Source organism: Chitinophaga sp. H8, from assembly GCF_040567655.1.
Classification (GTDB): Bacteria; Bacteroidota; Bacteroidia; order Chitinophagales; family Chitinophagaceae; genus Chitinophaga; species Chitinophaga defluvii.
The window spans coordinates 499,622-522,977 of record NZ_JBEXAC010000002.1; the positions used below are offsets into that span (position 1 = coordinate 499,622).

Here is a 23,356-nt window from a genome sequence, read left to right on the forward strand (position 1 = left end):
TGAAATATAATCTGTTATATCAGTCGGGGTTGGGCGGTAACCAGTAACGATTTAGTAACCTAACCCTGTCTTTTTAAGCCCAAAAACTAAAGTACAGAGACTTCCAACTTTAGCCCCGAGTTTCATAAACTACTGTGTTTGAACGGACTTCGCCGTTTTGCTTATTTTTGCTTTTATCTAATCTTTTTTTAAAAAAAAGTGGGTGTAAACGCTCGCGTAAACACCCACTCGTATAATTGTTATACAATACGTCCATTGCTATTCCCATCCGGGATTCTGCCCCAATGCGGGATTGCGCTGTACCTGTGTCAGTGCAACAGGCCACAGATAGTTCTTAGGAGTTACAAAACGCCTGTTGGTATTCAGGATCATAAATCCTGCTGCATCTTCAGGGATCGCGGCTATATACTTCTGGTTATATTCAGGTACTGATTTTTTGTTCATCCCTTTTACATCCAGTGCCAGCATATCACCCTGTTTCCAGCGAAGCAGATCAAAATAACGTTGTCCTTCCAATGCCAGCTCTACCCTGCGCTCTCTTCTTATTTCCTGCCGTACGTCCATTCCCCAGGCAGCCAGGTCAGTCAGGAGCATAGGCGGCATACCTACGCGTTCACGCAGCTTGTTAATGGTAATATCTATATCTCCCTGTGTGAGCTTGCCCTGTTCAAAAAGTGCTTCTGCATAGTTCAACAATACTTCTGCATAACGCATCACATGAATATCATTAGCATCTTTGTTGTAAGTAGCTACGGCAGCTACATCTACATACTTGGTAAAATAATATCCCGTAGCGGTAACACATCCTTTTTTGTCTGAGTTGAACTTTGGTAGTTGATATACATCATTAGGTTTATCATCTGCATCTCCATCATCTTTACCTCCCCAGATAGCGCCGGGGGTAAGCACCGTTTGTGTCATGCGCGGGTCCCTGTTTTTAAAAATGCTCTCATATGTGCTGCCATCGTATTTATCCGACTTGTCAATAGGCTTTCCGTCTATACACAGATAAGCATCCACCAGTGATTTGGTGGGATTAAAACGTGCTGTCTGATCCGGTACCTGGCATTCACGACTCATATTATGCGTAGACACATCCAGCAAATAGAGCCTGGCCAGCAGTGTTTCCTTGTTAGCGCCATTGGCCAGCTTCCCTTTTTGTGTAAACAGTTCATTATAACTGGTTTTAGGATCACCATTAGAATACAGTTTGTAAACACCCAGGTCCATTACTGACTTCGCCGCTTTCTCAGCTACATCATATTTCTGATAAAACAATGCCACACGTGATTTCCAGCCCAATGCAGCTCCTTTGGTAATACGGCCTAGGTCTTTGGCGCCGTAGCTAACAGGTAGGTAGCTGGCTGCACTGTCCAGCTCATTTAAAATAAAGTCTACCACTTCTGCACGGGAGGTTCTGGTACCATATACTCCCGGATCGCCAATATTCAGGGTAGTTGTTTCCAATGGTACATCACCAAAGAAAAAGGTGAGGTAGCTATACAGGAAGGCACGCATAAATTTCACTTCTCCGGCAAACTGTTTCATGGTTTCCGCTTTTATGCCTTTTGCACGCTGATAATTTTCCAGGAAGTGATTACAACGACGTATGCCTTTAAACTGAGCAGCCCATTCGCTGTTGATCGTATTGGTGGTAAAGTCAAAATTACCGGTAGAAATAGCCAGGTAATCAGACATTGGCGGGTAAATAGTATTATCTCCCAGGTTTTCCATGTCTACCACATTCTTTCCCTTCAGGTAATCGTAACAGGCATTTACTGCCAGTTTCAACTGTTCTTCTGTTTGCCAGTACTCATCATTGGAGATGGCATCCAGTGGTGCACGGCTCAAAAAATCTTTTGAACATCCATTGAGCAGACCTGCAAATAATATGGCTACTCCTGCTGTTTTAATGGTAGTGATAAAAGTACTACCCTTCAACGGTGAACTATTTTTTTGCTGCATGGCAGTAGATTTATTTAAAGTTTACATTAACACCAAACACAATTGTTTTCACTTGCGGATATATCCCTCCATTGGTTACTGGTGTTTCCGGATCGTAAGCGTAGAAGTACTTTGTTTTGGTAAAAAGATTATCTGCCGACATATATACCCGTAACTGCTGAATACGCAATTGCTGTACCCATCGCTGGGGAAGCGTATAGCCCAGCTGTATATTTTTCACTCTCAGGTAAGCAGCATTCTGTAGCCAGTAATCAGACTGTCGCATGGTGGTATTACGGGTATCCAGGTATGTTAACCGGGGATACCATGCACCGGTATTTTCCGGTGTCCAGTGATCACGGTGTACTTCCTGCGGATAAGATCCAAAGGCCTGGAATGCATGGATACCAACGCTGTTAACATATCCATTCCCCTTTCCTACTCCCTGCAGAAAGAAAGCAAAGTCAAATCCTTTATATCCCAGGTTACCACGGAAAGAGTAAGCATACCTTGGGAAAGCGTCGCCTATCACTGTCTGATCATTATCAGCGGTGATAACACCATCTCCGTTCAGATCGCGGTACTTGATATCACCAGGTCCTACCTTGCCTTTGTCGGCATCAAAAATGGGGAAGTTGGGGGTCAATTTTCCTGTTACAGGATCTTTGGTAAAATCACTTTCCTGTGCCAATCCATCCGTTTTATAGCCATAGAAGGCATCTATCGGATATCCCACCTGCCGGATACGGGTGGCTATTGTGGGTGGCGCACCACCCAGGTTCAATACCTTATTCCTTACATCAGACAACTGCGCAGTGGCGCCATAAGTAACTTCTCCAATGCGGTCATTCCATCCAATGGCTACTTCCCATCCTTTGTTGGAAACATCGCCGGCATTCTGGTCCGGCACTTCCAGTCCCAACACATCCGGCTGTGGTACTTTTAACTGCACATCCAGTGTTTTCTTATTAAACCAGTCTCCCGTAAATGTCAGGCGGTTATTTAAGAAAGTCAGGTCCACGCCGATGTTCAGCATGTTCACTTTCTCCCATTTCAGCAGCGGATTGGCCAGGATAGTCTGCGCCATTCCTCTGGTCAGTACATTACCGATGGGCATAGTTGCTACACCACCAATTGTTTGCTGGTAGGGATACCACTCCGAGTAACCGGGGCCGTTAGCGCCGTACTGATTGCCAAGATCACCATAGGAAGCCCGGAGTTTTCCTTCATTCATCCATTTAGGCAGGCTGCTCTGCTTGAAAAATTCTTCCTGTGAGAAGCGCCAACCCACAGAGGCGGATGGAAAGAAACCAAACCTTAAACCAGGGGCATAACGGGAAGATCCATCATACCGGAAATTCACTTCCAGCAGGTATTTCTCTCCAAAGTCATAATTCAATCTGCCCAGATAAGAACGTAATCCATACTGGTAACCGTCTCCCGTGGCATTGGGATTTTCTGTACCCAGGTTAAAGGACGGGTTTTCATCGCTGGGGAAGTTTGTTTTGGAGGCATAGAAGGATTCATACCGGTATGCTTCCTGCTGATAACCTGCCAATATTTTAATGTGATGTTTTTGCACATCCAGATTGTAATTCAGAAGGAGTGACATATTTTCCAGACGATTGGTAATATCCCGGCTTCCTAATGAATTGCTGGTGCTATTGCTGTACCAGAAATTGCCTGTTTCCGGATAAAAATAATCCAGCTTGCGGGAAAAGGTATTCCGTTTCTGGTTTACGATATTCGTACCATACTGTCCTGTCAGCACCAGGTTGCGCAGTATATGTACTTTGGCCTGCAGGTTGGCCGTTACTTCCTGTGAAGTAAAATTGTTGTAACCTCCATCCGTAGCCATGGCTACCGGGTTGCTGGAGCCACCGCCATACCCCCAGGTACCATTATCAAAACGTACCGGGTTAAGTGGCGACATGGTCAGAGCAGTATAGATAGCGCCCGCATTATACTCTGTTGCCGAAGCCGGTTGATTCTGCTCCCGGTCGATATATCCGATATTACCATCCAGATCTATCACATCAAACAATTTATAGGAATTAACACGTGCCCGTATGTTATTTCTCTTGGCTTTGTATTGGTCGCCTACTACTAATCCGTCCTGGTTTTGCCGGCCGTAAGAGAGATAATAACTCACGTCTTTGGTACCTCCGTTCAGGCTCAGGTTATGCTCCTGCTGTGGTGCATAATCCTTGAATAAGGCTTTGGGCCAGTTGGTATTAGCAAAGTAGTTAGGATCGCTGCCATCCCGTACTTTCTGAATATCTTCTTCTGTGTAGGTAGGAGGCAGATTTACATTTCGCTGGGCTTCATTCAGCATCTGCATATACTCTACTGATCCCAGCATCTTAGGCAAAGCAGTAGGCAGCTGAACGCCATAATAACCGCTGTAAGTGACAGTAGGTTTCTGATTCAGTTTCCCTGTTTTGGTTGTCACCAGGATCACCCCATTCGCAGCACGGGAACCATATATGGAAGCAGAAGCTGCATCTTTCAAAACGGATATGCTTTCAATATCATTCGGGTTCAGGAAGTTGATATCACCGGGTATCCCATCAATCAGTACAAACGGATCAGAGTTATTGGTGGTACCTGTACCCCGGATACGTAAAGTAGCACTGCTGCTGCCGGGCTGGCCACTGGCGCTCACGGCAGAAAGCCCGGGTAAAAGCCCCTGCAAGGCAGTACTTACAGAAGTAACAGGACGGCTGGCCAGGTCCTTACTGGTAGCCATGGCTACAGCACCGGTGAGGTTCACTTTCTTCTGTGTGCCAAATCCTACTACCACTACCTGGTTTAGCTGGCGGGTATCTTCGTCCAGCTGCACATTCAGCTGTTGACGGTTATTCACGGCTATTTCCTTAGGCAGATACCCTATGTATGAAAATGTCAGCACTGCATTTTTATCTGGTACGCTGATCTCAAACCTGCCCTCTGCATTGGTAACGGTACCATTGCCGGTACCTTTCACGGTAACCGTTACACCGGGCAAAGGATTGCCGTTATTACCCGCTGTTACTACCCCGCTTACTTTCAGTACCTGTATACTAGCCCAATCACGGGTACGTTCAAACAATGAGTTACCCGTTCTGATCATATCCAGGGAGCCTGTTTCCTCGTGGGCTGCTTCTTTTTCTGTTTGCTTCCTGCCATTTCCATTGTCATCCTCTTCACTGGAAGAGATGGCAAACTGCTGTTGAGTAACCTGTTTTACCCGAAGGCGGTAAGGACGTAATACTTCCAGCAAAGCCTGTACAAAAGCCTTACTGCGAAAATCTTCTTCACCGGTATTAATTCTCATCCGTAATAATTCCGATTTACAAACGAAACTAACATCATGTTGCCGTTCTATATCCTGTAGAATTTCGCCGAGGGATTGTATAGTCTTTCGTTTGGACTGAAATGCAAATGCATCGTTCCTTGCGGGCTCCTGCATCAGCATATCCTGGGCAGCAAGGGGTGCGCTTAGCAGGCTGATGCTGCACAATAGCATCCCTGCACCCAGTATCCGGGCGTGTACATGTAATGACATATCGGGAAAATTTTATTTTATGGAATCAGGTTAAAATAAAGTGTGTCGCCTTGTTTTTTGATATTAATATTATATGCGAATGATAGTGTTTCCAGTAAGGTAGCCTCATCCTTTACGCGGAGTGATCCGGATATGGGGGTGGCCGCCAGTTTCCGGTCTGTAATGTGTACCGGATGTCCGTAAATATCTTCTATATATTGCGCCATTTCCTGTAGCGGAATATCCTTCAACACTTGCTTCTCTTCTTTCCAGATAGAATACAACGCTGCATTTACCCGCTTTTTGGTAATCTTATTATCCTTTTCCTTATACTGTATAAAATCGCCGGGAGCCAGGTATACCGGTACTTCCGGCATTTGCTGCATGGCGACTCTGATCTTTCCGGTATTCAATGAAACATTCGTGAATGCAGCTCCTTTTTTGATGTTAAAAGAGGTGCCAAGCACTTCTATGTTCATGTTGCCACTATGTACAATAAACTCCTGTGCCAGCTCTTTTCCTCCCCGTGCAGGCCGTACATCAAAGAAGGCCTCTCCATCCAGCCACACTTCCCTTTTTTCTCCGGGTTTCCAACGCTTGCGGAAAGTAACGGAGGAATAGTTATTCAGGATCATCTGCGAGCTATCCGGCAACCATATTTTTTGTGCACCATCATCGTTGCTTACATAGGTGACCGTGCTTTCGGCATTATGCTGGTATAACCATCCCGCCAGGGCTATCCCTCCTGTAAATGCGGCAGCGGCAGCCCACCATAAGCGGAAACGTTTGCCATCACGCTGCGGGGCCAGCTGTACCGGCTCCTGTTCCAGGGCAGCAATGCGCTGCAAACTATCCTGGAGCGCTGCCTGTACTTTATTGGCATCCGGTATGGCCACGGTAAAGTCCAGTGCTTCTATAAATGCCCTCGCTTCTGCTATCTGCCATTTCTTATGCGGGTGATCCTGGATCCACTTTGTCCAGAATGCATTGTTCTCATCATTGGGATATTTTACCCATTGGAAAAAAAAATCATCTCCGGCAAAGTCGTTCGTACTAAAATCGGTATAGTGTTTCGCTGGTTCCATTAAAGGCATTTACATCAATAGGAGTGATAAATAGTTTTTTTTACCCCACGGGAGGAAAACTTTTTTTAAAAGAAGGGAAAGAAGCCTGCAGCAGGGGGCAGCGCTGATTTACCTGCTTAGCTGGAGTGCCAGGTCCATACTTCCCAGCAAGGCTGCCAGTGCAGAGAGTGTAAGTGCAGCGGTAAGAGGCTGCCTGCAGGTAGTACGTAATTCAGCTATGGCACGGGCTATCAGCTTATACGTTGCCTTCACAGAAATTTGCAGCATATCTGCTATGGCTTCATAAGGCATGTTTTCATAAAATCTTAGAAAAACAGCTTCTTTCTGACGGGGTGTAAGTAATTGCAATCCTTTTTGCAGCTGTTCCTGCTGTGCAAATACCTCTTCTGCATTTATTCTTTGCTGTTCTGCCGAAATATCCAGGGCAAAAGCATAAGCAGTATCATCTATATCTGTTCCGGATTGTATAAGCCGGTGCTGCTGCAGTAATTTGATCAGGTAATTACGGAAACTTACAAAGAGATAACTCCTCAGCTCCTTTACCATTTCCAGCTTCTGCCGGTGTATCCAGAACAGGGTGAATATTTCCTGGATGCTATCTTCTACCAGACTGGTATCCACTGTAAATTTATGTCCGTAATTATACAACCGGGGATAATAAGCAGTGTAGATCGATGCATAAGCTTGTCTGTCGCCCGCTTTACAGGCTTCCCAAGTGATAGGATCAATATTTATCTGTGCATGCTTCACGATGGCTGAAAGGAACAAAATTATTAATTATCAGATAGTTGGCATGTTATCATTCAATTAAGTACTGTTTCCGGGTTTTGGTTGATATTTACTCCAAACTAATAAAAAACGGGGAAATACCTAACAACTCTTTTTTGGGTGGATAACAAAACAGGATGCACAAAAAGTACATCCTGCATGATTAATGGTTAATAATATATGGGGCGAAAATCGATTATACTTATAACAACATCACTTCAATAATTGTTGATATGCAACTGGATGCAGCAACAAACGGGCCGCTTCATTCAGCTCATTATCCCACGCCAGTGATTTTTCTATCCTGCCGCGTTGCGCATAATAGCGGTTCACAATTTCCTCTTCCAGCAAGCGTTTTATTTCTGCTTTATTCTTCAGGAGGTCCTGCTTTTTATCGTGCCGCATTTTTTGTTGCAGTGTTTCATACTCTTTTGCTACTGCATCGTAGTATTTTTCTTTTTTAGCGGTGGCTTTAAAGGTTTCCAAAGCCTCTTCACTACGTGTTTTATAGCTATAGTCTTTGTTTTCCAGGAAATGTTCAAACTCATCAAATTCAGCTTCTGTTAATACAAAATCATGGGCAGATGCAATAGAGGGATGACTATAGTAATAGGAAGTAGCGTAGTCAAAAATAAACTGCTTACGTAATAATGTAATTGCCACCTGGCTTAAATAGGTAGGCTCTACTTTTGCATCCGGCTCTATACCACCACCATCTTTCACACTACGGCCATGCTGGGTGGTGAATGTCTGGCGCAGAGAGTCTGGTACAGAATCTACCCCACCTTCTTCATTCCGGTGGGAATAATCAATTGCCTGTATACAACGGCCGCTCGGAGTGTAGTATTTAGCGGTAGTGACTTTCAGTTTGGCATTATAGGGCAGCGGACGGGTAGTTTGTACCAGCCCCTTTCCAAAAGAACGCTGTCCTACCACTACTCCCCTGTCCAGGTCCTGTACAGCACCGGCTACAATTTCTGCTGCAGAGGCAGAAGAGCGGTTGGTAAGCACTGCCAGCGGAATCTGCATATCGGTAGCCACCTGGGCGGTTTTATATTCCCGGTCCCAGTTTTTCACCTTGCCTTTGGTACTTACAATCAGCTTATTCTTGTCCACGAAAATATTGGCTACTACTACGGCTTCGTCCAGGAGGCCGCCAGGGTTGCCTCTCAGGTCCAGTACTACTCCTTTCATGCCGGGATGTGCTGCTTTGAGTTGTTCAAAAGCCCGCTGTACCTGCAGCCCGCTGTTTTCGGTAAACTGGGTCATCTTAATATACCCGATATCGTGCTTTACCATCCCCGCATAACTTACGGGCTTTACATTGATCTCTTCGCGGATCACTTTACGGGCTGTTTCCTTACCAGTAACGGGATTACGGAGCACCATATTCAGCACGGTACCTGCTGAGCCTTTCAGCAGCTTGCTTACCTCTTCCTGTTCCATTCCTTTGGCCGACTTATTATCCAGGGAAATGATTACATCTCCGGGCTTGATACCTTCCTTGTCTATCGGGCTGCCTTCATACACATCTGTGATGGTGGTCCAGTCGCCCATAGTGTTGATAGAAGCCCCTACGCCCCCATATTTGCCCGTGGCCATAAACTTCAGGTCATCCAGGTTCTCTTCCGATACAAAGTCCGTATAAGGGTCTGTTTCTTCGAGCATGGCTGCAATTCCCTTGTGCATGATCTTTTCCGGAGGCAGGTCATCTACATAGTAGGTGTTCAGCTCCCGGTAGAAAGCCGCAAAAATGTCCAGGTTCTTGGCAATCTGAAAGTATTTATCACTCTCGTTAAACGCCAGTAAACCGGCACCGCTGACCAGCAATAACAGGATGGCAATAAACTTCTTTTTTGTATTTAAAAACGTACGCATGGAACGTTGGTATTATGATAGTGATGAGTGAACATTAAAAGCAGGGCATCCTATGGAACGGGATCATAACCATGGCCACCCCAGGGGTTGCAGGATAAGATACGTTTGATGGTGAGATAACCTCCTTTAAACAGGCCGTGTTTCTTAAACGCTTCAATACCATACTGTGAGCAGGATGGTGTATAACGGCATTTATTCCCTAATAACGGTGAAATGGCCAGCTGGTATATTCTGATCAGTAAAATAAATGGATAACTCAACCAGGTCAATAGTTTTTTCATACAAACACACTTTTCAGCAGTTAGCTGTTGGCTTTTAGCTATTAGCTTTGCTACGTCTGGCCCCTGCATAAAAGGCTACATACCAACTTCATGCAGCGAATACCTGAAAACTGAACAACTACGCTTCGCAAATCAGCTAAAAGCTAACTGCTAATAGCTAACAGCTACTCTTCAGTTTCTCTAAAATTACCGAAATTTTATCGCGCAGGGTAGAAAAATCAGCTATTTTTTTATCTGTATATACGAGGAAAACGGCCAGCTGCCTGGAATGGGATTGCAGGTGGTCGTATAAAGCCTGCTTTTGCAGGCGCCAGGCTTCGCGGCCCAGGCGTTTAATACGATTCCGGTCAGTGGCATGGGGAAAACGGCGGGTAGTGGCGCTAAAGCCTACCTGCACAGGCACCTTGTCTACCGGCAGGGGCACTGCCATGTAAATCACGCGGTAAGGAAAAACAGAAAACGCTTTTCCTTCCCGAAAAAGCGTTTCAATTAGTTTTCTGCTTTTTAACCTTTCTTCCTTTTTAAAAGAATAAGTTTTTATGGCAAATAGAATTTATCAACCAACTTTATTTCAGCTTCCGCTCGTCAGAAACAGTCAACTTCTTACGTCCTTTAGCCCTGCGGGAAGCCAGTACCTTACGGCCATTAGCGGTTTCCATTCTCTTTCTGAAGCCGTGAACGCTCTTTCTGCGTCTATTATGCGGTTGAAAAGTACGTTTCATTTTGTTTTTATATTTTTACCTGTACTATACTAAAACCCCTTCCGTGTTATACGGAACGGGTACATTCCTGTTTTTAAAACGGAAGGCAAAGGTAGTGGAAATAATTTGAAATGTAAAGAGGCAAATCGAAAAAAAGTGTTTTACCCCCGGTTTTCTTGCTTTCTCCCTTATCTAACCTTGGATTCCCCTCCTATATAACCTGCTTTATACCCACTTTACAGCCTTATAAACCACCTGGGGCAGCTTGGCCTTCCCGCTGTGCGGCAGCTTGTTTACTGCCCCCTCCTGCGGCCGGTACCCCATTTAAACAAAAGGACCAGCAGCGGAAGCTACTGGCCCTCAATATTTTAGCTGGCAGGGATTATTTAATGCCCAGTTTGGCTTTTACGGGAGTCAACAGGTCATCACCTGCAGGAGATACCAGTAAAACACCCATAGAACTGTCAATTACGTAAGCATAACCTTTTTCTTTAGCTACATCTTCAATTGCCTTGCGTGCTTTATCGTAGATAGGTTTCAGCAGTTCCTGCTGTTTAGCCTGTACTTTCTGTTCTGCACTCTGGTTATAATCCTGGATACGTTTCTGTGCTTCCTGGATTTCACGGCCTTTGATTTCTTTCATATTTTCAGACATGCTGGCTGCTTTCTCATCAAATTCCTTCATCTTCTTGGTATACTCATCTACCAGCGCTTTACCGTCTGTTTGTAAACCTTGTGCAAAAGTCTGCAGATCGGTTTCCGCTTTTTTAGCTTCCGGCATGCTTTCTACCAGTGCCTGTGCATTAATGTGCGCCACTTTTGATTGAGCCATAGCATTTACGCTGAAAAGCCCGGTAACTGCCACAAAAGCAATAATTACATACTTCTTCATGATGTTGTCTGTGTTTAAAAAAATTTAAATACTTATGGTTAAAAAATGGTCTACTTCTTTACACCCAACGAATTGAGTATATCCTCGCTCTTATCCAGTTTAGGATCAGAGAAAATCACCGTTACCCCTCCTGCCTTATCCAGTACAAAGTCGTACATCCTGCTGGCAGCCAGCTTTTGTACCGCATTGTAAATCTTGTCCTGAATAGGTTTTATCAATTCCTCCCGCTTCTTAAATAAATCTCCTTCGTAGCCAAAACGTTTCTTTTGCAAGTCTTTAGCGTCCTTTTCCATCGCTACAATCTCATCTTCCCTTTTACGCTTCAGCTCTTCGGTCAGCATTACCTGTTCTGCCTGATAGGATTTATACATCCTGTCCACATCCTGGAATTTGGCATCAATTTCCTTCTGCCATTGCTCCGCAATCGCATCCAGTTTCTTTTGAGAAGCCTTGTAGTCAGGAATGCTTTCCAGTATATATTTAGTATCTATCACACAGTACCGCTGCGCAGTTGCTGCCCAGGCTGTGGCGAATACTATGGCTGCTGTAATAAATAGCTTTTTCATGTGACAATTTAAAATTAACCGGTCTGCTGCTAACTTCCTGCTACCGGCAGTACCGTACTTCAAACTTGCAATATATAATTTATTTCAACATTATTCTGGTTCAAAGCCGAGCATAAAGGTAAACTTAGCAGCGTCCTTTAATCCGCCACCCGGCCTCAGACGGTCAAATCCTATGCCATAGTCAAACCCTAACAATCCAAACATCGGCAGGTAAAAGCGCATACCCAAACCAGCAGAGCGACGCAGCCTGAAAGGATTGTAATCGTTAAAGTCACGGTAACCGTTCGCGGCTTCCAGGAACGCCAACCCGAAGATCGTAGAACTTGGATTCAGACTGAATGGATAACGCAATTCCATCACATACTTGTTGAAGATCGTAAACCCTTCATAACCAATAGGCTGACCACTTTCCGGATTCAACCGTGGATTGGAAGTATAATACACCGGATAACCTCTCTGGGAAATGATATCACGGTCATAGATCGCAAAGTTGCTCAAACCATCTCCTCCCAACTCAAAGCGGCCAAATGGCGACAGGGTGGTACGGTTATTATACCGGCCAATGTAACCAAACTTCGCAGATACTTTCAGTACCATGGACTTATTATCCGTGCCGGATGGCTTGCTCAATGGTACAAACCATTCTGCATTGAAACGGTACTTCTGGTACTCAATGAAATTAAACTGCTGGGATATCGGATCCTTGGTGTAATCCTTGGATGGATTGAATAAAGAGTAAGGTGGGGTAAACTGACCAGACAACATAAAGCTGGAACCACTACGCGGGAAAATCTGCTGATCCACAGAAGACCTCGCAAAAGTAATCTTCAGGTTAATGTTGTTGGAAGTACCATTGTCAAAACCTGGTATCCCGAAATAGTTATAGTTCTTCAGCTTATACTGCTGGTAGTTCAAAGAGTAGATCAGGGAGAAATAGTCATCCGGCCATTTCAGCTGCTTACCCAATGATACGGAAGCTCCCAATACCTTAAAGTGCCCATCCTGCAAAGAACTGGTGTCATATTGCGGACGGTAGTAGTTCTGGTAAGCCCATGGATTCTGATAACTGCTGTAAAAGCTCACAGAAAACTGGTTACGTTTCTTTCCACCTAACCATGGCTCGGTGAAAGAGAAGTTGTAGGAACGATACGCTTTACCGTTAGAAGACACCCTTACAGACAATTTCTGTCCATCACCACTTGGTAACGGATCCCAGGTTTCCTTGTTAAAGATGTTACGCAGGGAGAAGTTATTAAAGGTTACCCCCAGGGTACCGGTAAGGCCGATATAACCACCCCAACCGGCAGACAATTCCAATTGGTCGTTTGCTTTCTCTTCTACAGTATAGTCGATATCCACTGTACCATCGGCCACATTAGGCACCGGATTGATCCCTACTTTCTCCGGGTTGAAAAAGCCGAGGTTGGATATTTCACGCTGGGAACGGATCAGATCCGCACGGCTGAATTTTTCTCCGGGGATTGTACGCAGCTCACGACGGATCACGTGCTCATTGGTTTTTTCATTACCTGCAATACGTACTTCCTTGATCGTAGCCTGCGGCCCTTCCTGGATCCTGATCTCGTAATCGATCGTATCTCCCTTAATCCCTACTTCTACCGGATCAATACGGAAAAACAGGTACCCATAGTCCATATACATGCCGCTGATATCACCACCTTCCGGCGACATCTGCTTCCCCAGCCGCTTATCCAGCAATTCCAGGTTGTAGGTATCTCCTTTTTTGATACCTAACATACGTGTCAGCAGGGAATCATTATACCGGGTGTTACCTTTCCAGGTAATATCCCCGAAATAGTATTTTTTACCTTCAGACAGCTGCATGTCTATATTCAGGTTCTGGGTTTTGGATTTGTAGGTGGTATCCCGTACAATCACCGCATCCCGGTAACCTTTGGAGTTATAAAAAGCAATTACTTTTTCTTTATCTTCTATATACTTTGATTCGTTGAATTTGGCAGAGCTGAATAATTTAAAGCGGAAGTAAGGATCCAGCGCTTCGATCGTCCTGGAAGGTACCAGGAAACCATATGTTTTCCAGTAATCATCCGGCACGGCAGTAGAGTCTACATATACATGCTCATTATCAGGGTACAAGGTCATACGGGTACGTTCTTTGGTACCCTTCATTTTCTTTTTGATCTTGTTATCAGGGATGTTCTGATTACCAACGATATTGATCTGGTTTACTTTTACTTTGGTGCCTTTACTGATGCTGATCACCACATCCACGCTGTTCACCTGCCCGGTGGCTTCTTTCTCTTCAATTTTTACGGAAGCATTTCCAAAACCTTTATCTGCATAGTATTTATGAATAACGGCAGTAGCATTTTGTCTGACGCTTTGGGTAAACACACTACCCTTACGTAAGCCGGATTTGGTGGTGAGTTCGTCTGCATCTGTTTTTTTAACCCCTCTGAACACAAAGGATGACATACGGGGCATTTCCTTCAAACCTATTTCCAGCCAGATCTTGTTACCTTCTATTTTAGTAATGTAGATCACTACATCCGCGAACAGGCGTTGGCCCCATAAGCTTTGAATCGCTTTGGTAAACTGATCGCCACCGGGATAGAGGATTTTATCCCCTACATTCAAACCTGATAAAGACAGCAGTAAAGACTTATCCAGATATTGTGTACCACTTACCGTAATCTCTGCTATTTCATACTGTTGCGGCGCTGATGGAATAAGTGGCAAACCAGCTGGTGGATTAGCGGGTGCCGGCGCAGGTAGCGTATCTATTTGTTGGGCGGATACACGTAAGCCTGCACTGCAACATAATGCTATAGCCAGTAGGCTCCTAGGAAATAATTTCTTCATTCTGCTGTATTTGTTCGCTTGTTTTTCCAAAACGCCTTTCTCTCGTTTGGTAGTTTAAGATAGCTTCGTAAAGATGCTCATTGCGGAAATCAGGCCAGCGGGTATCTGTAAAATACAGTTCCGCGTAGGCGAGCTGATAAAGTAAGAAATTGCTGATCCTGCATTCACCACTGGTTCTGATCATTAGTTCCGGGTCGGGCATACCTGCTGTACAAAGGTATTTTTCCCAGGTTTCCGGGGTAACATTCGCAGGGTCCAGTTTTCCCTGTTGCGCATCCAGCGCTATTTTCTTAGCTGCATTCACTATTTCCCAGCGGGCACTGTAACTCAATGCCATGACCAGGTTTAAGCCTGTATTCGGAGCGGTAATAGCCATTGCCTCCTCCATTTCCTGCTGGCAATGAGGCGGCAACATACTCATATCCCCTATTACCCGCAAACGTATATTATTTTTACACAATGTATCTACCTCCTTACGGATAGTATTTACCAGTAATTCCATGATACCATTTACTTCATACACGGGACGGTCCCAGTTTTCAGTAGAAAACGCATACAATGTAAGATACCCGATACCTAACTCAGCACAGGTTTCCACGATCGTGCGCACACTCTCTACCCCTTCGTGATGGCCATAAAGCCGGTCCTGCCCACGTTCTTTTGCCCAGCGGCCATTCCCATCCATGATGATGGCGATATGACGTGGTAACCGTTGCAAGTCCAATTTATCCTTCAAACTCATGCGTGTGTTTCAGGCGTATTATAACAGATTTACTAAAAGTGTGCAAAGATACAAAAATAGAGTAATGACTTTGTCAGCAAAGCATACCCGGTTGTTTTAACGTAGTTTTAACAGGGAATCCCACACCAGCGGGCATTTTGCAGTTTAGGAACCGCCTTTGGCAGACAAAAAATGGCAGTTGGCAGGCAAATACTGAAACTATTCAGGCGTATATAAGTAGTCATCTTTAGTAAGTACGTGATATTATCCTGTAAAATGACAAAAAATAAACATTTTCTCCTAAAAAACATTTGTTTTCAGGCTTTTAAGGGCATCTTTTTCCCGGAAACAGTCCCGGACACCCCTAAAACTTACACTTGTAAGAGGTAAACAGGAAGCTGATAGATAACTCTACGGTGGCAAACTGATCTTTATCCCGGCTATTGCCCCGCTGACGGCCGGCTACTCCCAGCGGATCGCCGGTTACATTGGACCGGTCCTGCAAAATAGAGGCGATACTGGCCTTACCATCCGGCAATGGCGGAAATACAGCGGCACCGGCATAGGTGGTGCTTACATCATCCAGGTAATCCGTGCCCGTAAAACGGTATAGTACTTCCAGCCCTACATTTACCGACCTGGAAATATTGTATTTAAAACCACCCCCCATCAAAAAAGCATAGGATACCAACCCGTAAGGCTTCCGGTCGGGATACATGGCAGATCCCTGCCCTTCTGTACGCAATGGCTGTAAATGGTATTTTTTATCCTGATAATAGGTATAGGGGTCGAAAGCGAAAATGCTTAATCCCCCGGTAAAATAGGGCGTAAACCGGTGGTCCAGCGTACCGGGGTTAAACCGGAAAAAGTTAAAATCCCCCTGCAGCGACAGCTCCCCTACATTGGTATTAAAACTGAGGTTCCTGCGGCGCTGGAACTCGTTTTTGTTATACACATCGGAATACCCCAGCTGTAAAAACCGGGCGTGCAGCCTTACCCCTATATAATCATTGAAATATTTCCTGTAATAAACCCCCACCGTAGGCTTCACGGCATTCAAGGCCCCCCTGGTATTGAGATCGCCAAAATAATGTGCACCTCCCACAGAAAAGCCCAGCTCCCCTACATACTGCAGCTCATTTTGCGCCATCACAGCCGGGGCAGACAGCATGGCCACCACCAATACCAATAAAGAGGATACGGAACGTTTGGCCGTAAAAACAATTTTTCGCATAAATCAGTTCTTCTTAAACGCTATTATACCGCTTTTGGTATGGGTACATATATCTGTAAATGTAACAATATAAACGATTACTTGATCGTATTCCGCGCATCTATGCCCCACAGCAGCTTATTACGAAGGGTATGCAGGAAATTACTGTCGTCCAGCCGTAACAGACTCAGGGTAAATGCTTCTTTTTTCACGGCCAGCTGTACGGTATTATCAATGGTTTCCATCCTGGAATCCATCGTACACAGAAACTGATCACTACGCCCTTCTACTTCAAAGGAAATGATATTATTATCCGGCACTACAATAGGCCTTACATTGAGGTTATGAGGGGCTACCGGCGTAATCACAAAGCTGCCCGCCTCCGGAAACACAATCGGGCCGCCACAGCTCAGCGAATAACCGGTGGATCCGGTGGGCGTAGATACAATCAGCCCATCTGCCCAGTAGGTATTCAGGAATTCTCCGTTCAGGTAAGTATGGATCTTGACCATGGCGGATGTATCTTTCTTGTGAATCGTAAATTCATTGAGCGCATAGGGCACCTCTCCAAACAAAGGCACATTGGCATCCAGGTGCAGCAGGGTACGCTGGTCTACAATATAGGTGCGGTGCTGCAATGCCTGTACCATGGCATGGATCTCATCTTTACCTATGCTGGCCAGAAATCCCAGCCGGCCAAAATTGATCCCGCAAACCGGAATATTTGTGTCCCGTACATAACAAACCGTATCCAGCAGGGTACCATCCCCGCCCAGGCTCATCAGGAAGTCTATTTTGCCCGGCAAGTCTTCGGCACAGGTAAAAATCTCCGGCTCATCAGTAAAATGGATATGAGGCTGTAAACTGCGGTAAAAAGGCTCATAGATAATGGCCGTTATCTCCTCCCGCTGCAACTCATCCAGCAATAGTTGAATATTCGATAAATCTTCTGTAATAAATCCCCGGCTATAGAGAGCTACGCGCATGTTAAGTTAGCTTTTAGCTGTTAGCTATTAGCTGTTAGTGAAGCCATAGATGGTCAGCGATTGGAATGAATACCAGCAGCTAACTGCTAAAAGCTAACAGCTAACAGCTGTATCACATATCTAGTTGAGTATGTAAAAATAGCCCTTTTTGCCCTAATTGGTTTACACTGTACTCAATACGCAGGCAGGTATCATAAAATGAAACGATGTCAAATCCTACCCCACCGGAATAAAGAAAGCGGTTATCCAGCGTAGCCCCTTTGGGAAACTTGTTATAGGCATATCCCATATCGGCATAGGTTTTAGCCAGAATACGGAAGGGTACGGTACTGAATTTTTTAGGTACAATGGGCAGGTGTACTTTAAACGACAGTAATTCCTGGCGGAGGGTAGATTTAAAGATAAAATAGCTGGTCCCGTCTACCACAAAATATTCCAGTCCGCGGAGGTAGTCGTCAGAGTAACCAATAGCTTTCTGGTTTACATAGGGCTGGTCGCCACCAAATTTTGCCTGGGAGCGGATGCCCAGGGCACCAAATGTTTTAGGCGCCAGCTGCCAGTACTTCACTGCTTCCAGACGCAGGCGGATATCATCAATATCGCTCAGCGGCCCTATCCCCTTTTTGCCGGCTTCTGCCACAATCGTCAGTCCTTTTAACGGGTATATCCAGCTATCCGCCTTGATATAATTCATGCGGTAGTTCAGCTCCAGGTACCTGACCTCGTTGCGCCCTTTGCCCAGGTAGTCGGGATTGAGCAATACCACCGAGTCGCCTACCTTTTCATAATTGTAGCTGAGGTATACCCGGTGGCGGGTGTTAATGGCTCTCCGGTAGCTATAGTTAAGCCCTATGCTGTAGGCCTGCCGCTGAAAGTCTACGTTACGGAAAAACTGTTGTTTATTGCCGCTGCTGGTGCTTTCGTTCACCTCCCGGTTACGGCTGTAAGACACGAGGATACCGGCGCCATGACGGTAGTTTTTATCGATATAAGGCACATTATATCCCAGGGCAAAACGCTGCGTATACCCAAACTGGATATCTGCATGCAGGTCATCCCTTCTGCCGGTCATATTCTCCTGGATCAGCCTCACCCCGATATTTACCCGGTCCAGGCTACGGCCCTGCTCTACCCACCATTGGTTAAAGTTGCGGTCGGCCAGTTTAAAAATAGGGATCGGAAACGTATACCAGCGCTCCCATACTTCAAATATGACATCCGCATACTGGCCATTCCAGTTCTTTATATTGGCAGTCACATTCAGGAAAAGGGAAATATTGAGCAACTGCTTACGTCTTTCTTCCAGCGTTTCGGCCAGGTCTTTCAGCCGGATGGTATCGCCGGGGGTAAGACTTAATTCCCTTAAAATAATGGAGGTACGGGTACGTTTATTACCCTGTATAATGATATCGTTTACAATAAGATAACTGGAATCGGGAGCTCCCGCAGTGATGGAAGTGGCAGGTGCAATATTAGCTGACTGGCCGTATACAAACGGGGTTCCCGTCAACAGGCACCATATCCCCAACAGGTAAAATATTTTACCCATTACATGTTGATATAGTTCATCAACAGGTCGTAGTTCTTTTTGAGCAGCTCTTCTTCCGGTTCTTCAGAGAAAGTATATTTCACCACATAATTAAAGCGTTCAAAAGTAGCCAATATAGATTGCAGTTCCTGGCGGTTGGTTTTCAACAATACCTCCAGCCGTCCCGAGACAGGGTTGGTAATGGTATTTACACTCAGGATCGTTACCTCATTGGATTCTGCAATACGGGCTATTTCGCTCAGGCTGTAATCACGCGGATCTACATCCAGGGCGATGATACCACCGGTTTCTTTCACCCCGTTATATTGTGCCAGTGCGGCCAGCAGGTTGTCTTTGGTAATAATGCCCAGGTATTCGTTTTCCCTGGTAATAACCGGCAATGCAGAGAGTTTAAAGTCATAGAACAGTTTCAGCGCCTCAAAAAGATGCGCATTTTCCATGATGCCGGGTTTCGTGCCGTTATATTCTATTGATTCCAATAAAATATCCGGGTCTTCCAGGTCCAGGATCTCATCTTCCTCTACCAGCGCCAGGTACTTATTTTCCACCACCATAGGCAGTTGCGTTAAATGATATTCATTCATGAGGCGCAACGCCTTGGAACCTGCATCCAACGGATGCAAAATCGGTACTGTTGATATGAGTTCACGTGCCAGCATTACGGTTCTGTTCTTTTACAATAATAACAAAGAGTATTCCAATCGGAGCAGCTTTGCCATTAAAAACTAATTAAATTATACTTTACCGTTAGACTCCCGGTATAAAGATACGTTTAACTGCGGCTTCCAGATTGCAGGGCAAGAAATCAAATAGTGTTGCAGGCGATGTAAGTAAAAGGTCAGTTATTGTTCTTCAACTTTTCAAGAAAGGCATGCAAGATTACATTGAACTCATCCGGCACCTCCATCATGGGGGCGTGGCCGCATTTATCAATAAATTTAAGTTCGGAATTCGGTATCAGTTTCTGAAATTCCTCTCCTACCATAGGCGGGGTAACGGTATCATTATTACCCCAAATGAGCAAGGTAGGTACTTTTATCTCTTTCAGCTCTTCCCCCAGGTTATGGCGTATCGCCGATTTGGCCAGGGTAATGATCTTGATTACTTTCAGACGGTTATTTACGATCTCAAACATTTCATCTACCAACTCTTTGGTAGCGATTTTAGGATCATAAAAGGTAAGCTCGGCTTTTTTGCGGATATATTCATAATCGCCGCGCTTAGGGTAAGTTTCGCCCATCCCGTTTTCAAACAGGCCGGAACTGCCCGTAAGGATCAGCGACTTAATAACTGCTTCGGGGTGCTTCAACAGGTATACCAATGCTACATGGCCTCCCAGTGAATTACCCAGTAAATGAAAATTTTTATATCCTCTTGCCTCTATAAATTTATGTACATATTTGGCTAATCCACCTACCGAGGTATCCAAAATGTTCAGATCATACAAGGGTAACATTGGGATCACCACCTTATTATATTGCCTGAAATACTCTACTACGCCGGAGAAATTACTCAATGCGCCGAATAGTCCATGTAATAACACTAATGGTTCACCTTCTCCTTCCTCTACAAACTTAAACTTGCCCTGTGTTTTGATTTCGTAATCCATTGCCAAATCTTGAAAGTCAATTTTGCGCTAAAATAATTCTTTTTCTTAATTCAAGTAATCTTTGAAACGAGTTAAACCGGCTGTAACTGTTTTGCAGCACTATCAAAGAATGATTGTAACTGCCCGAACACATCTTTAAATACGGGCATTATTTTCCCCATATTATCAACTACCCAGGGACCTATTTCATCAATGTACGGATACACTACAGATTGCAATTTGGTTTCCGGACTAAGCCAGTATAACTGGTTGGCAATCCATAATAAAACACTGTAAATAACGATAAATATTACACTATATAACAAAATACCGCCCAGTCTGTTTACCCAGCCCAGCAAAGCCAGCTCTACCAGCTTCTGCAAAGCTCCGGCTCCCAGCCTTACCAGCAATATTACCCCTAAAAAAAGGCAGATAAAACATAATACCGGCAGCCAGCGGGAGTGCATCCCCCAATGTTCCTGGGTATACAATACAGCTACAGAGGTAAGTTTCAAAGCAGCGGCCATCCCCAGCATCACTGCCACCAGGGAAAATATGGCCACAATGAGTCCCCGGGAATAGCCTTTGTATATCGCAAAAACCATTATGATGGCAAAAACAATGTCGATGGACAAATCTTTAGCTTTTAGCTGTTAGCTATTAGCTGTTAGCTATTGTGTTATGTTTTTAGCCGTTAGCATTTACCATGGAGGCTTCCATAAAAAGGCTAAAAGCTAAAAGCCAATAGCTAAAAGCTCCCAAGTATTTCCTTCACCATGGCAGAGATCGCTTTCCCGTCTGCCTTGCCTGCCAGTTGTTTGGTGGCGGCGCCCATTACTTTACCCATATCTGCTGCTGAGGTAGCCCCTACGGAGGTAATGATAGCCGTGAGTGCAGTACGCAGTGCTGCTTCATCCATTTGTTGCGGCAGGAATCGCGCGATCACTTCCAGTTCTTCTTCTTCCTTTACAGCCAGGTCTTCCCGGTTTTGCTGACGGAAAATTTCCAGGGAATCTTTCCGTTGTTTTGCCAGCTTTTGCAACAGCTTGGTTTCATCGGCTTCGGTCAGCTCTCCGGTACTTCCTTCAGCAGTTTTTGCCAGCAGGATAGCTGCTTTAATAGCTCTCAGCGCACGCAGGTCGGCTTCTTTTTTGCCTAACATGGCGGCTTTTATCTGGGCATTGATATCCAGTTCTAATGACATGATGTAGTTTTTAAGCGTGATTGATAGGTACCTGCTATTTCTGCTGCTCTTCCCGCTGCTGTTGTTCGTTGAACTTTTTGTAGAAGTCACGGGCAAAAGCACGCATTTCTTCCGCCTGCTCTTTGTAGGGGGTAGCGCGCTGATAGGTATCAGACATCGTCATCAGGGTTTGATAAAAGAAATCTGCCATTTCATCTACCATCATGTTTTTTGTCCACAGGTCGATCCGCATAGCAGTTTTATCAGCCCCATCCCAGAAAGCCAGCATCATCGCTTTAGCCTGGTTCATCTTGTCTCCGGCACCATCAGTGGCATTCCACTCAATGTTTTCCGGTACCTTGCTCTCGTCCAATCCTACATGGATCTGTATGGTATGTTTCTGTGTCATAATTTAATATCCCTTTCTCTTGTTGTTGCGCAAAAATAGCATTTAGCCTTCAAATGGACTACTGCGGCAGCGGTATAGCTGCCCATAATTGTGCCGCGGCAATATCCCAGCTCTGGAAATGCTCAGCTGGAGGGGCTTTTGCCAGGAGGCGGCTCCTCAACTGTTCATCTTTATATAACAAGCTCATTTTTTCTGCCAGGTCGTCCAGGCTGGCCGGATCAGCATACAAGATCGCATCTCCTCCTGCTTCCCGGGCAATCGCACTTTCGAGGGCTATCACCGGCACCTGGCAACGCAGGGCGGCATATACCGGCAGTGCCAGCCCTTCAAAGCGGGCAGTATATACCAGTGCATAGGCTGCGCCGGTGAGTAAGGCCAGCGTAGGTTGATCCACGTCCTTCAGCCATACCACATCATTCCGGAACTTATAGGTTTGCAGGGCGATCGCTATCTCCTGACCGGCTACGGTAGCGCTACCTGCCAGTACCAGCTTGATATTGGATCGCTGCCGGCGCTTTAATGCCGAAAAGGCTTTCAACAACGGTACTATATTATTCCGGGGATGTAAACTACCTGGTACTATAAAATATTCTACGCCACCGGTATACTTTTGTTTTACGGCTTCCCGCTCCTCCCATTCCAAAGCCCGGTAGCTTTCGTGTATGCCTGCCGGCAACAAGTGCAGCCGGGGCGCCATATCAGGGGCATATTGCCTCAGTTCTTCCTGCACCGTGGCGGATAATACCGCAATCTGTTTTGCTGCGGCCATATACCGGGCCATATTCTTCTTTAAAAAACGCTGCATGCCGGCATCTGCTCCTGCTACATGATGCAGGAAAGCACTGTCCTTTATAAACAACACCGCTGGTATTTTGCTGCGCAAAGGCAGGATCCCATCCATGCCCAGAAAGATATCCGCTCCCTCTGCTTTCATCGCCCGTGGCAACTTCCACTCCATCCACCAATACCGGCGCCAGGTAGCAGTACCCTTACCAGGCAACAGTATAGTGGTTACATTGGCAGGAAAGGTAAGATGCGCCGGAAAGGCGCGATCCGTATATAAAATAAAATGATGATCCGGGTGTTGCCTGCAAAGCCGGAGCAATAGCGTTGTTGCTACATGACCGGTATCCGCAGGCGCATCGTGGCATAAACAAGCGGCATTTACTGCAATACGCATAATGAATTTATAATCAGCTAGGCTGCAAACCTACGGCATTTT

At 45.4% G+C, this 23,356-nt stretch carries 21 protein-coding genes; all 21 read right to left on the reverse strand.

The features are described 5' to 3' along the window. Window positions 1-258: 258 nt before the first annotated feature. The 21 genes from ABR189_RS15875 to ABR189_RS15975 all read right to left on the reverse strand — a co-directional run bounded on the left by ABR189_RS15875 (window position 259) and on the right by ABR189_RS15975 (window position 23,314). A complete protein-coding gene (locus ABR189_RS15875; RefSeq protein ID WP_354661433.1) occupies window positions 259-1,965 on the reverse strand; it encodes a RagB/SusD family nutrient uptake outer membrane protein in 1,707 nt (568 codons plus the stop codon). Window positions 1,966-1,975: 10 nt separating this feature from the next. Next, window positions 1,976-5,491: a SusC/RagA family TonB-linked outer membrane protein gene (locus tag ABR189_RS15880; RefSeq protein WP_354661434.1), complete on the reverse strand. Its 3,516-nt coding sequence runs from the start codon at window positions 5,489-5,491 to the stop codon at window positions 1,976-1,978. Window positions 5,492-5,508: 17 nt separating this feature from the next. Beyond that, entirely contained in the window at window positions 5,509-6,555 is a 1,047-nt protein-coding gene (locus ABR189_RS15885; protein ID WP_354661435.1) for a FecR family protein, read from the reverse strand. 108 nt (window positions 6,556-6,663) lie between these two features. Next, window positions 6,664-7,323, reverse strand: coding sequence for an RNA polymerase sigma factor (locus ABR189_RS15890; protein ID WP_354661436.1), 660 nt, complete (start codon window positions 7,321-7,323; stop codon window positions 6,664-6,666). Between the two features lie 213 nt (window positions 7,324-7,536). Then, a complete protein-coding gene (locus ABR189_RS15895) occupies window positions 7,537-9,201 on the reverse strand; it encodes a S41 family peptidase (protein ID WP_354661437.1) in 1,665 nt (554 codons plus the stop codon). Window positions 9,202-9,251: 50 nt separating this feature from the next. Continuing rightward, window positions 9,252-9,482 carry a membrane protein insertion efficiency factor YidD gene (gene yidD / locus ABR189_RS15900; RefSeq protein WP_354661438.1) on the reverse strand — a complete coding sequence of 77 codons (231 nt, stop codon included), beginning with the start codon at window positions 9,480-9,482 and terminating at the stop codon, window positions 9,252-9,254. Between the two features lie 157 nt (window positions 9,483-9,639). Continuing rightward, on the reverse strand, window positions 9,640-10,035 hold the full coding sequence (locus ABR189_RS15905; RefSeq protein WP_354663596.1) for a ribonuclease P protein component: 396 nt from the start codon (window positions 10,033-10,035) through the stop codon (window positions 9,640-9,642). A 13-nt stretch (window positions 10,036-10,048) separates the two neighbouring features. Beyond that, the gene (rpmH, locus tag ABR189_RS15910) at window positions 10,049-10,204 is read right to left on the reverse strand and encodes a 50S ribosomal protein L34 (protein ID WP_012788729.1); all 156 of its coding nucleotides are present in this window, start codon (window positions 10,202-10,204) and stop codon (window positions 10,049-10,051) included. A gap of 361 nt (window positions 10,205-10,565) precedes the next feature. Further along, on the reverse strand, window positions 10,566-11,075 hold the full coding sequence (locus tag ABR189_RS15915; RefSeq protein ID WP_354661439.1) for an OmpH/Skp family outer membrane protein: 510 nt from the start codon (window positions 11,073-11,075) through the stop codon (window positions 10,566-10,568). Between the two features lie 50 nt (window positions 11,076-11,125). Beyond that, complete coding sequence (locus tag ABR189_RS15920; protein WP_354661440.1) at window positions 11,126-11,641, reverse strand: OmpH/Skp family outer membrane protein; 516 nt, start codon at window positions 11,639-11,641, stop codon at window positions 11,126-11,128. A gap of 90 nt (window positions 11,642-11,731) precedes the next feature. Then, window positions 11,732-14,485: a BamA/OMP85 family outer membrane protein gene (locus tag ABR189_RS15925; RefSeq protein ID WP_354661441.1), complete on the reverse strand. Its 2,754-nt coding sequence runs from the start codon at window positions 14,483-14,485 to the stop codon at window positions 11,732-11,734. Beyond that, window positions 14,466-15,227, reverse strand: a complete 762-nt coding sequence (gene uppS, locus ABR189_RS15930) for an undecaprenyl pyrophosphate synthase (protein ID WP_354661442.1) — start codon at window positions 15,225-15,227, stop codon at window positions 14,466-14,468. Before uppS ends, ABR189_RS15925 begins: the two co-directional genes overlap by 20 nt. Window positions 15,228-15,570: 343 nt before the next feature. Then, window positions 15,571-16,440 (reverse strand): type IX secretion system protein PorG, encoded by an 870-nt coding sequence (gene porG, locus ABR189_RS15935; RefSeq protein ID WP_354661443.1) that lies wholly within the window; start codon window positions 16,438-16,440, stop codon window positions 15,571-15,573. A 77-nt stretch (window positions 16,441-16,517) separates the two neighbouring features. Beyond that, entirely contained in the window at window positions 16,518-17,405 is an 888-nt protein-coding gene (locus ABR189_RS15940; RefSeq protein ID WP_354661444.1) for an NAD kinase, read from the reverse strand. 112 nt (window positions 17,406-17,517) lie between these two features. Further along, window positions 17,518-18,954, reverse strand: a complete 1,437-nt coding sequence (locus ABR189_RS15945) for a POTRA domain-containing protein (RefSeq protein WP_354661445.1) — start codon at window positions 18,952-18,954, stop codon at window positions 17,518-17,520. After that, on the reverse strand, window positions 18,954-19,613 hold the full coding sequence (locus tag ABR189_RS15950) for a CBS domain-containing protein (RefSeq protein WP_354661446.1): 660 nt from the start codon (window positions 19,611-19,613) through the stop codon (window positions 18,954-18,956). The genes ABR189_RS15945 and ABR189_RS15950 overlap by 1 nt, the downstream gene beginning before the upstream one ends. Before the next feature lie 179 nt (window positions 19,614-19,792). Then, window positions 19,793-20,563, reverse strand: coding sequence for an alpha/beta fold hydrolase (locus ABR189_RS15955; RefSeq protein WP_354661447.1), 771 nt, complete (start codon window positions 20,561-20,563; stop codon window positions 19,793-19,795). 71 nt (window positions 20,564-20,634) lie between these two features. Beyond that, window positions 20,635-21,177, reverse strand: coding sequence for a CvpA family protein (locus ABR189_RS15960; protein WP_354661448.1), 543 nt, complete (start codon window positions 21,175-21,177; stop codon window positions 20,635-20,637). Between the two features lie 113 nt (window positions 21,178-21,290). Then, entirely contained in the window at window positions 21,291-21,746 is a 456-nt protein-coding gene (locus tag ABR189_RS15965; protein ID WP_354661449.1) for a GatB/YqeY domain-containing protein, read from the reverse strand. A 34-nt stretch (window positions 21,747-21,780) separates the two neighbouring features. After that, window positions 21,781-22,134: a gliding motility protein GldC gene (gene gldC, locus ABR189_RS15970; protein WP_354661450.1), complete on the reverse strand. Its 354-nt coding sequence runs from the start codon at window positions 22,132-22,134 to the stop codon at window positions 21,781-21,783. A gap of 58 nt (window positions 22,135-22,192) precedes the next feature. After that, window positions 22,193-23,314, reverse strand: coding sequence for a glycosyltransferase (locus ABR189_RS15975; protein ID WP_354661451.1), 1,122 nt, complete (start codon window positions 23,312-23,314; stop codon window positions 22,193-22,195). Window positions 23,315-23,356 lie beyond the last annotated feature (42 nt).

Excerpts from the sequence above, each read along its gene's own strand:
- ABR189_RS15875 (WP_354661433.1), bottom strand. The coding sequence starts at position 1,965 with ATGCAGCAAAAAAATAGTTCACCGTTGAAGGGTAGTACTTTTATCACT.
- ABR189_RS15880 (WP_354661434.1), bottom strand. The coding sequence starts at position 5,491 with ATGTCATTACATGTACACGCCCGGATACTGGGTGCAGGGATGCTATTG.
- ABR189_RS15885 (WP_354661435.1), bottom strand. The coding sequence starts at position 6,555 with ATGGAACCAGCGAAACACTATACCGATTTTAGTACGAACGACTTTGCC.
- ABR189_RS15895 (WP_354661437.1), bottom strand. The coding sequence starts at position 9,201 with ATGCGTACGTTTTTAAATACAAAAAAGAAGTTTATTGCCATCCTGTTA.
- yidD (WP_354661438.1), bottom strand. The coding sequence starts at position 9,482 with ATGAAAAAACTATTGACCTGGTTGAGTTATCCATTTATTTTACTGATC.
- rpmH (WP_012788729.1), bottom strand. The coding sequence starts at position 10,204 with ATGAAACGTACTTTTCAACCGCATAATAGACGCAGAAAGAGCGTTCAC.
- ABR189_RS15915 (WP_354661439.1), bottom strand. The coding sequence starts at position 11,075 with ATGAAGAAGTATGTAATTATTGCTTTTGTGGCAGTTACCGGGCTTTTC.
- ABR189_RS15920 (WP_354661440.1), bottom strand. The coding sequence starts at position 11,641 with ATGAAAAAGCTATTTATTACAGCAGCCATAGTATTCGCCACAGCCTGG.
- ABR189_RS15925 (WP_354661441.1), bottom strand. The coding sequence starts at position 14,485 with ATGAAGAAATTATTTCCTAGGAGCCTACTGGCTATAGCATTATGTTGC.
- uppS (WP_354661442.1), bottom strand. The coding sequence starts at position 15,227 with ATGAGTTTGAAGGATAAATTGGACTTGCAACGGTTACCACGTCATATC.
- porG (WP_354661443.1), bottom strand. The coding sequence starts at position 16,440 with ATGCGAAAAATTGTTTTTACGGCCAAACGTTCCGTATCCTCTTTATTG.
- ABR189_RS15940 (WP_354661444.1), bottom strand. The coding sequence starts at position 17,405 with ATGCGCGTAGCTCTCTATAGCCGGGGATTTATTACAGAAGATTTATCG.
- ABR189_RS15945 (WP_354661445.1), bottom strand. The coding sequence starts at position 18,954 with ATGGGTAAAATATTTTACCTGTTGGGGATATGGTGCCTGTTGACGGGA.
- ABR189_RS15950 (WP_354661446.1), bottom strand. The coding sequence starts at position 19,613 with ATGCTGGCACGTGAACTCATATCAACAGTACCGATTTTGCATCCGTTG.
- ABR189_RS15955 (WP_354661447.1), bottom strand. The coding sequence starts at position 20,563 with ATGGATTACGAAATCAAAACACAGGGCAAGTTTAAGTTTGTAGAGGAA.
- ABR189_RS15965 (WP_354661449.1), bottom strand. The coding sequence starts at position 21,746 with ATGTCATTAGAACTGGATATCAATGCCCAGATAAAAGCCGCCATGTTA.
- gldC (WP_354661450.1), bottom strand. The coding sequence starts at position 22,134 with ATGACACAGAAACATACCATACAGATCCATGTAGGATTGGACGAGAGC.
- ABR189_RS15975 (WP_354661451.1), bottom strand. The coding sequence starts at position 23,314 with ATGCGTATTGCAGTAAATGCCGCTTGTTTATGCCACGATGCGCCTGCG.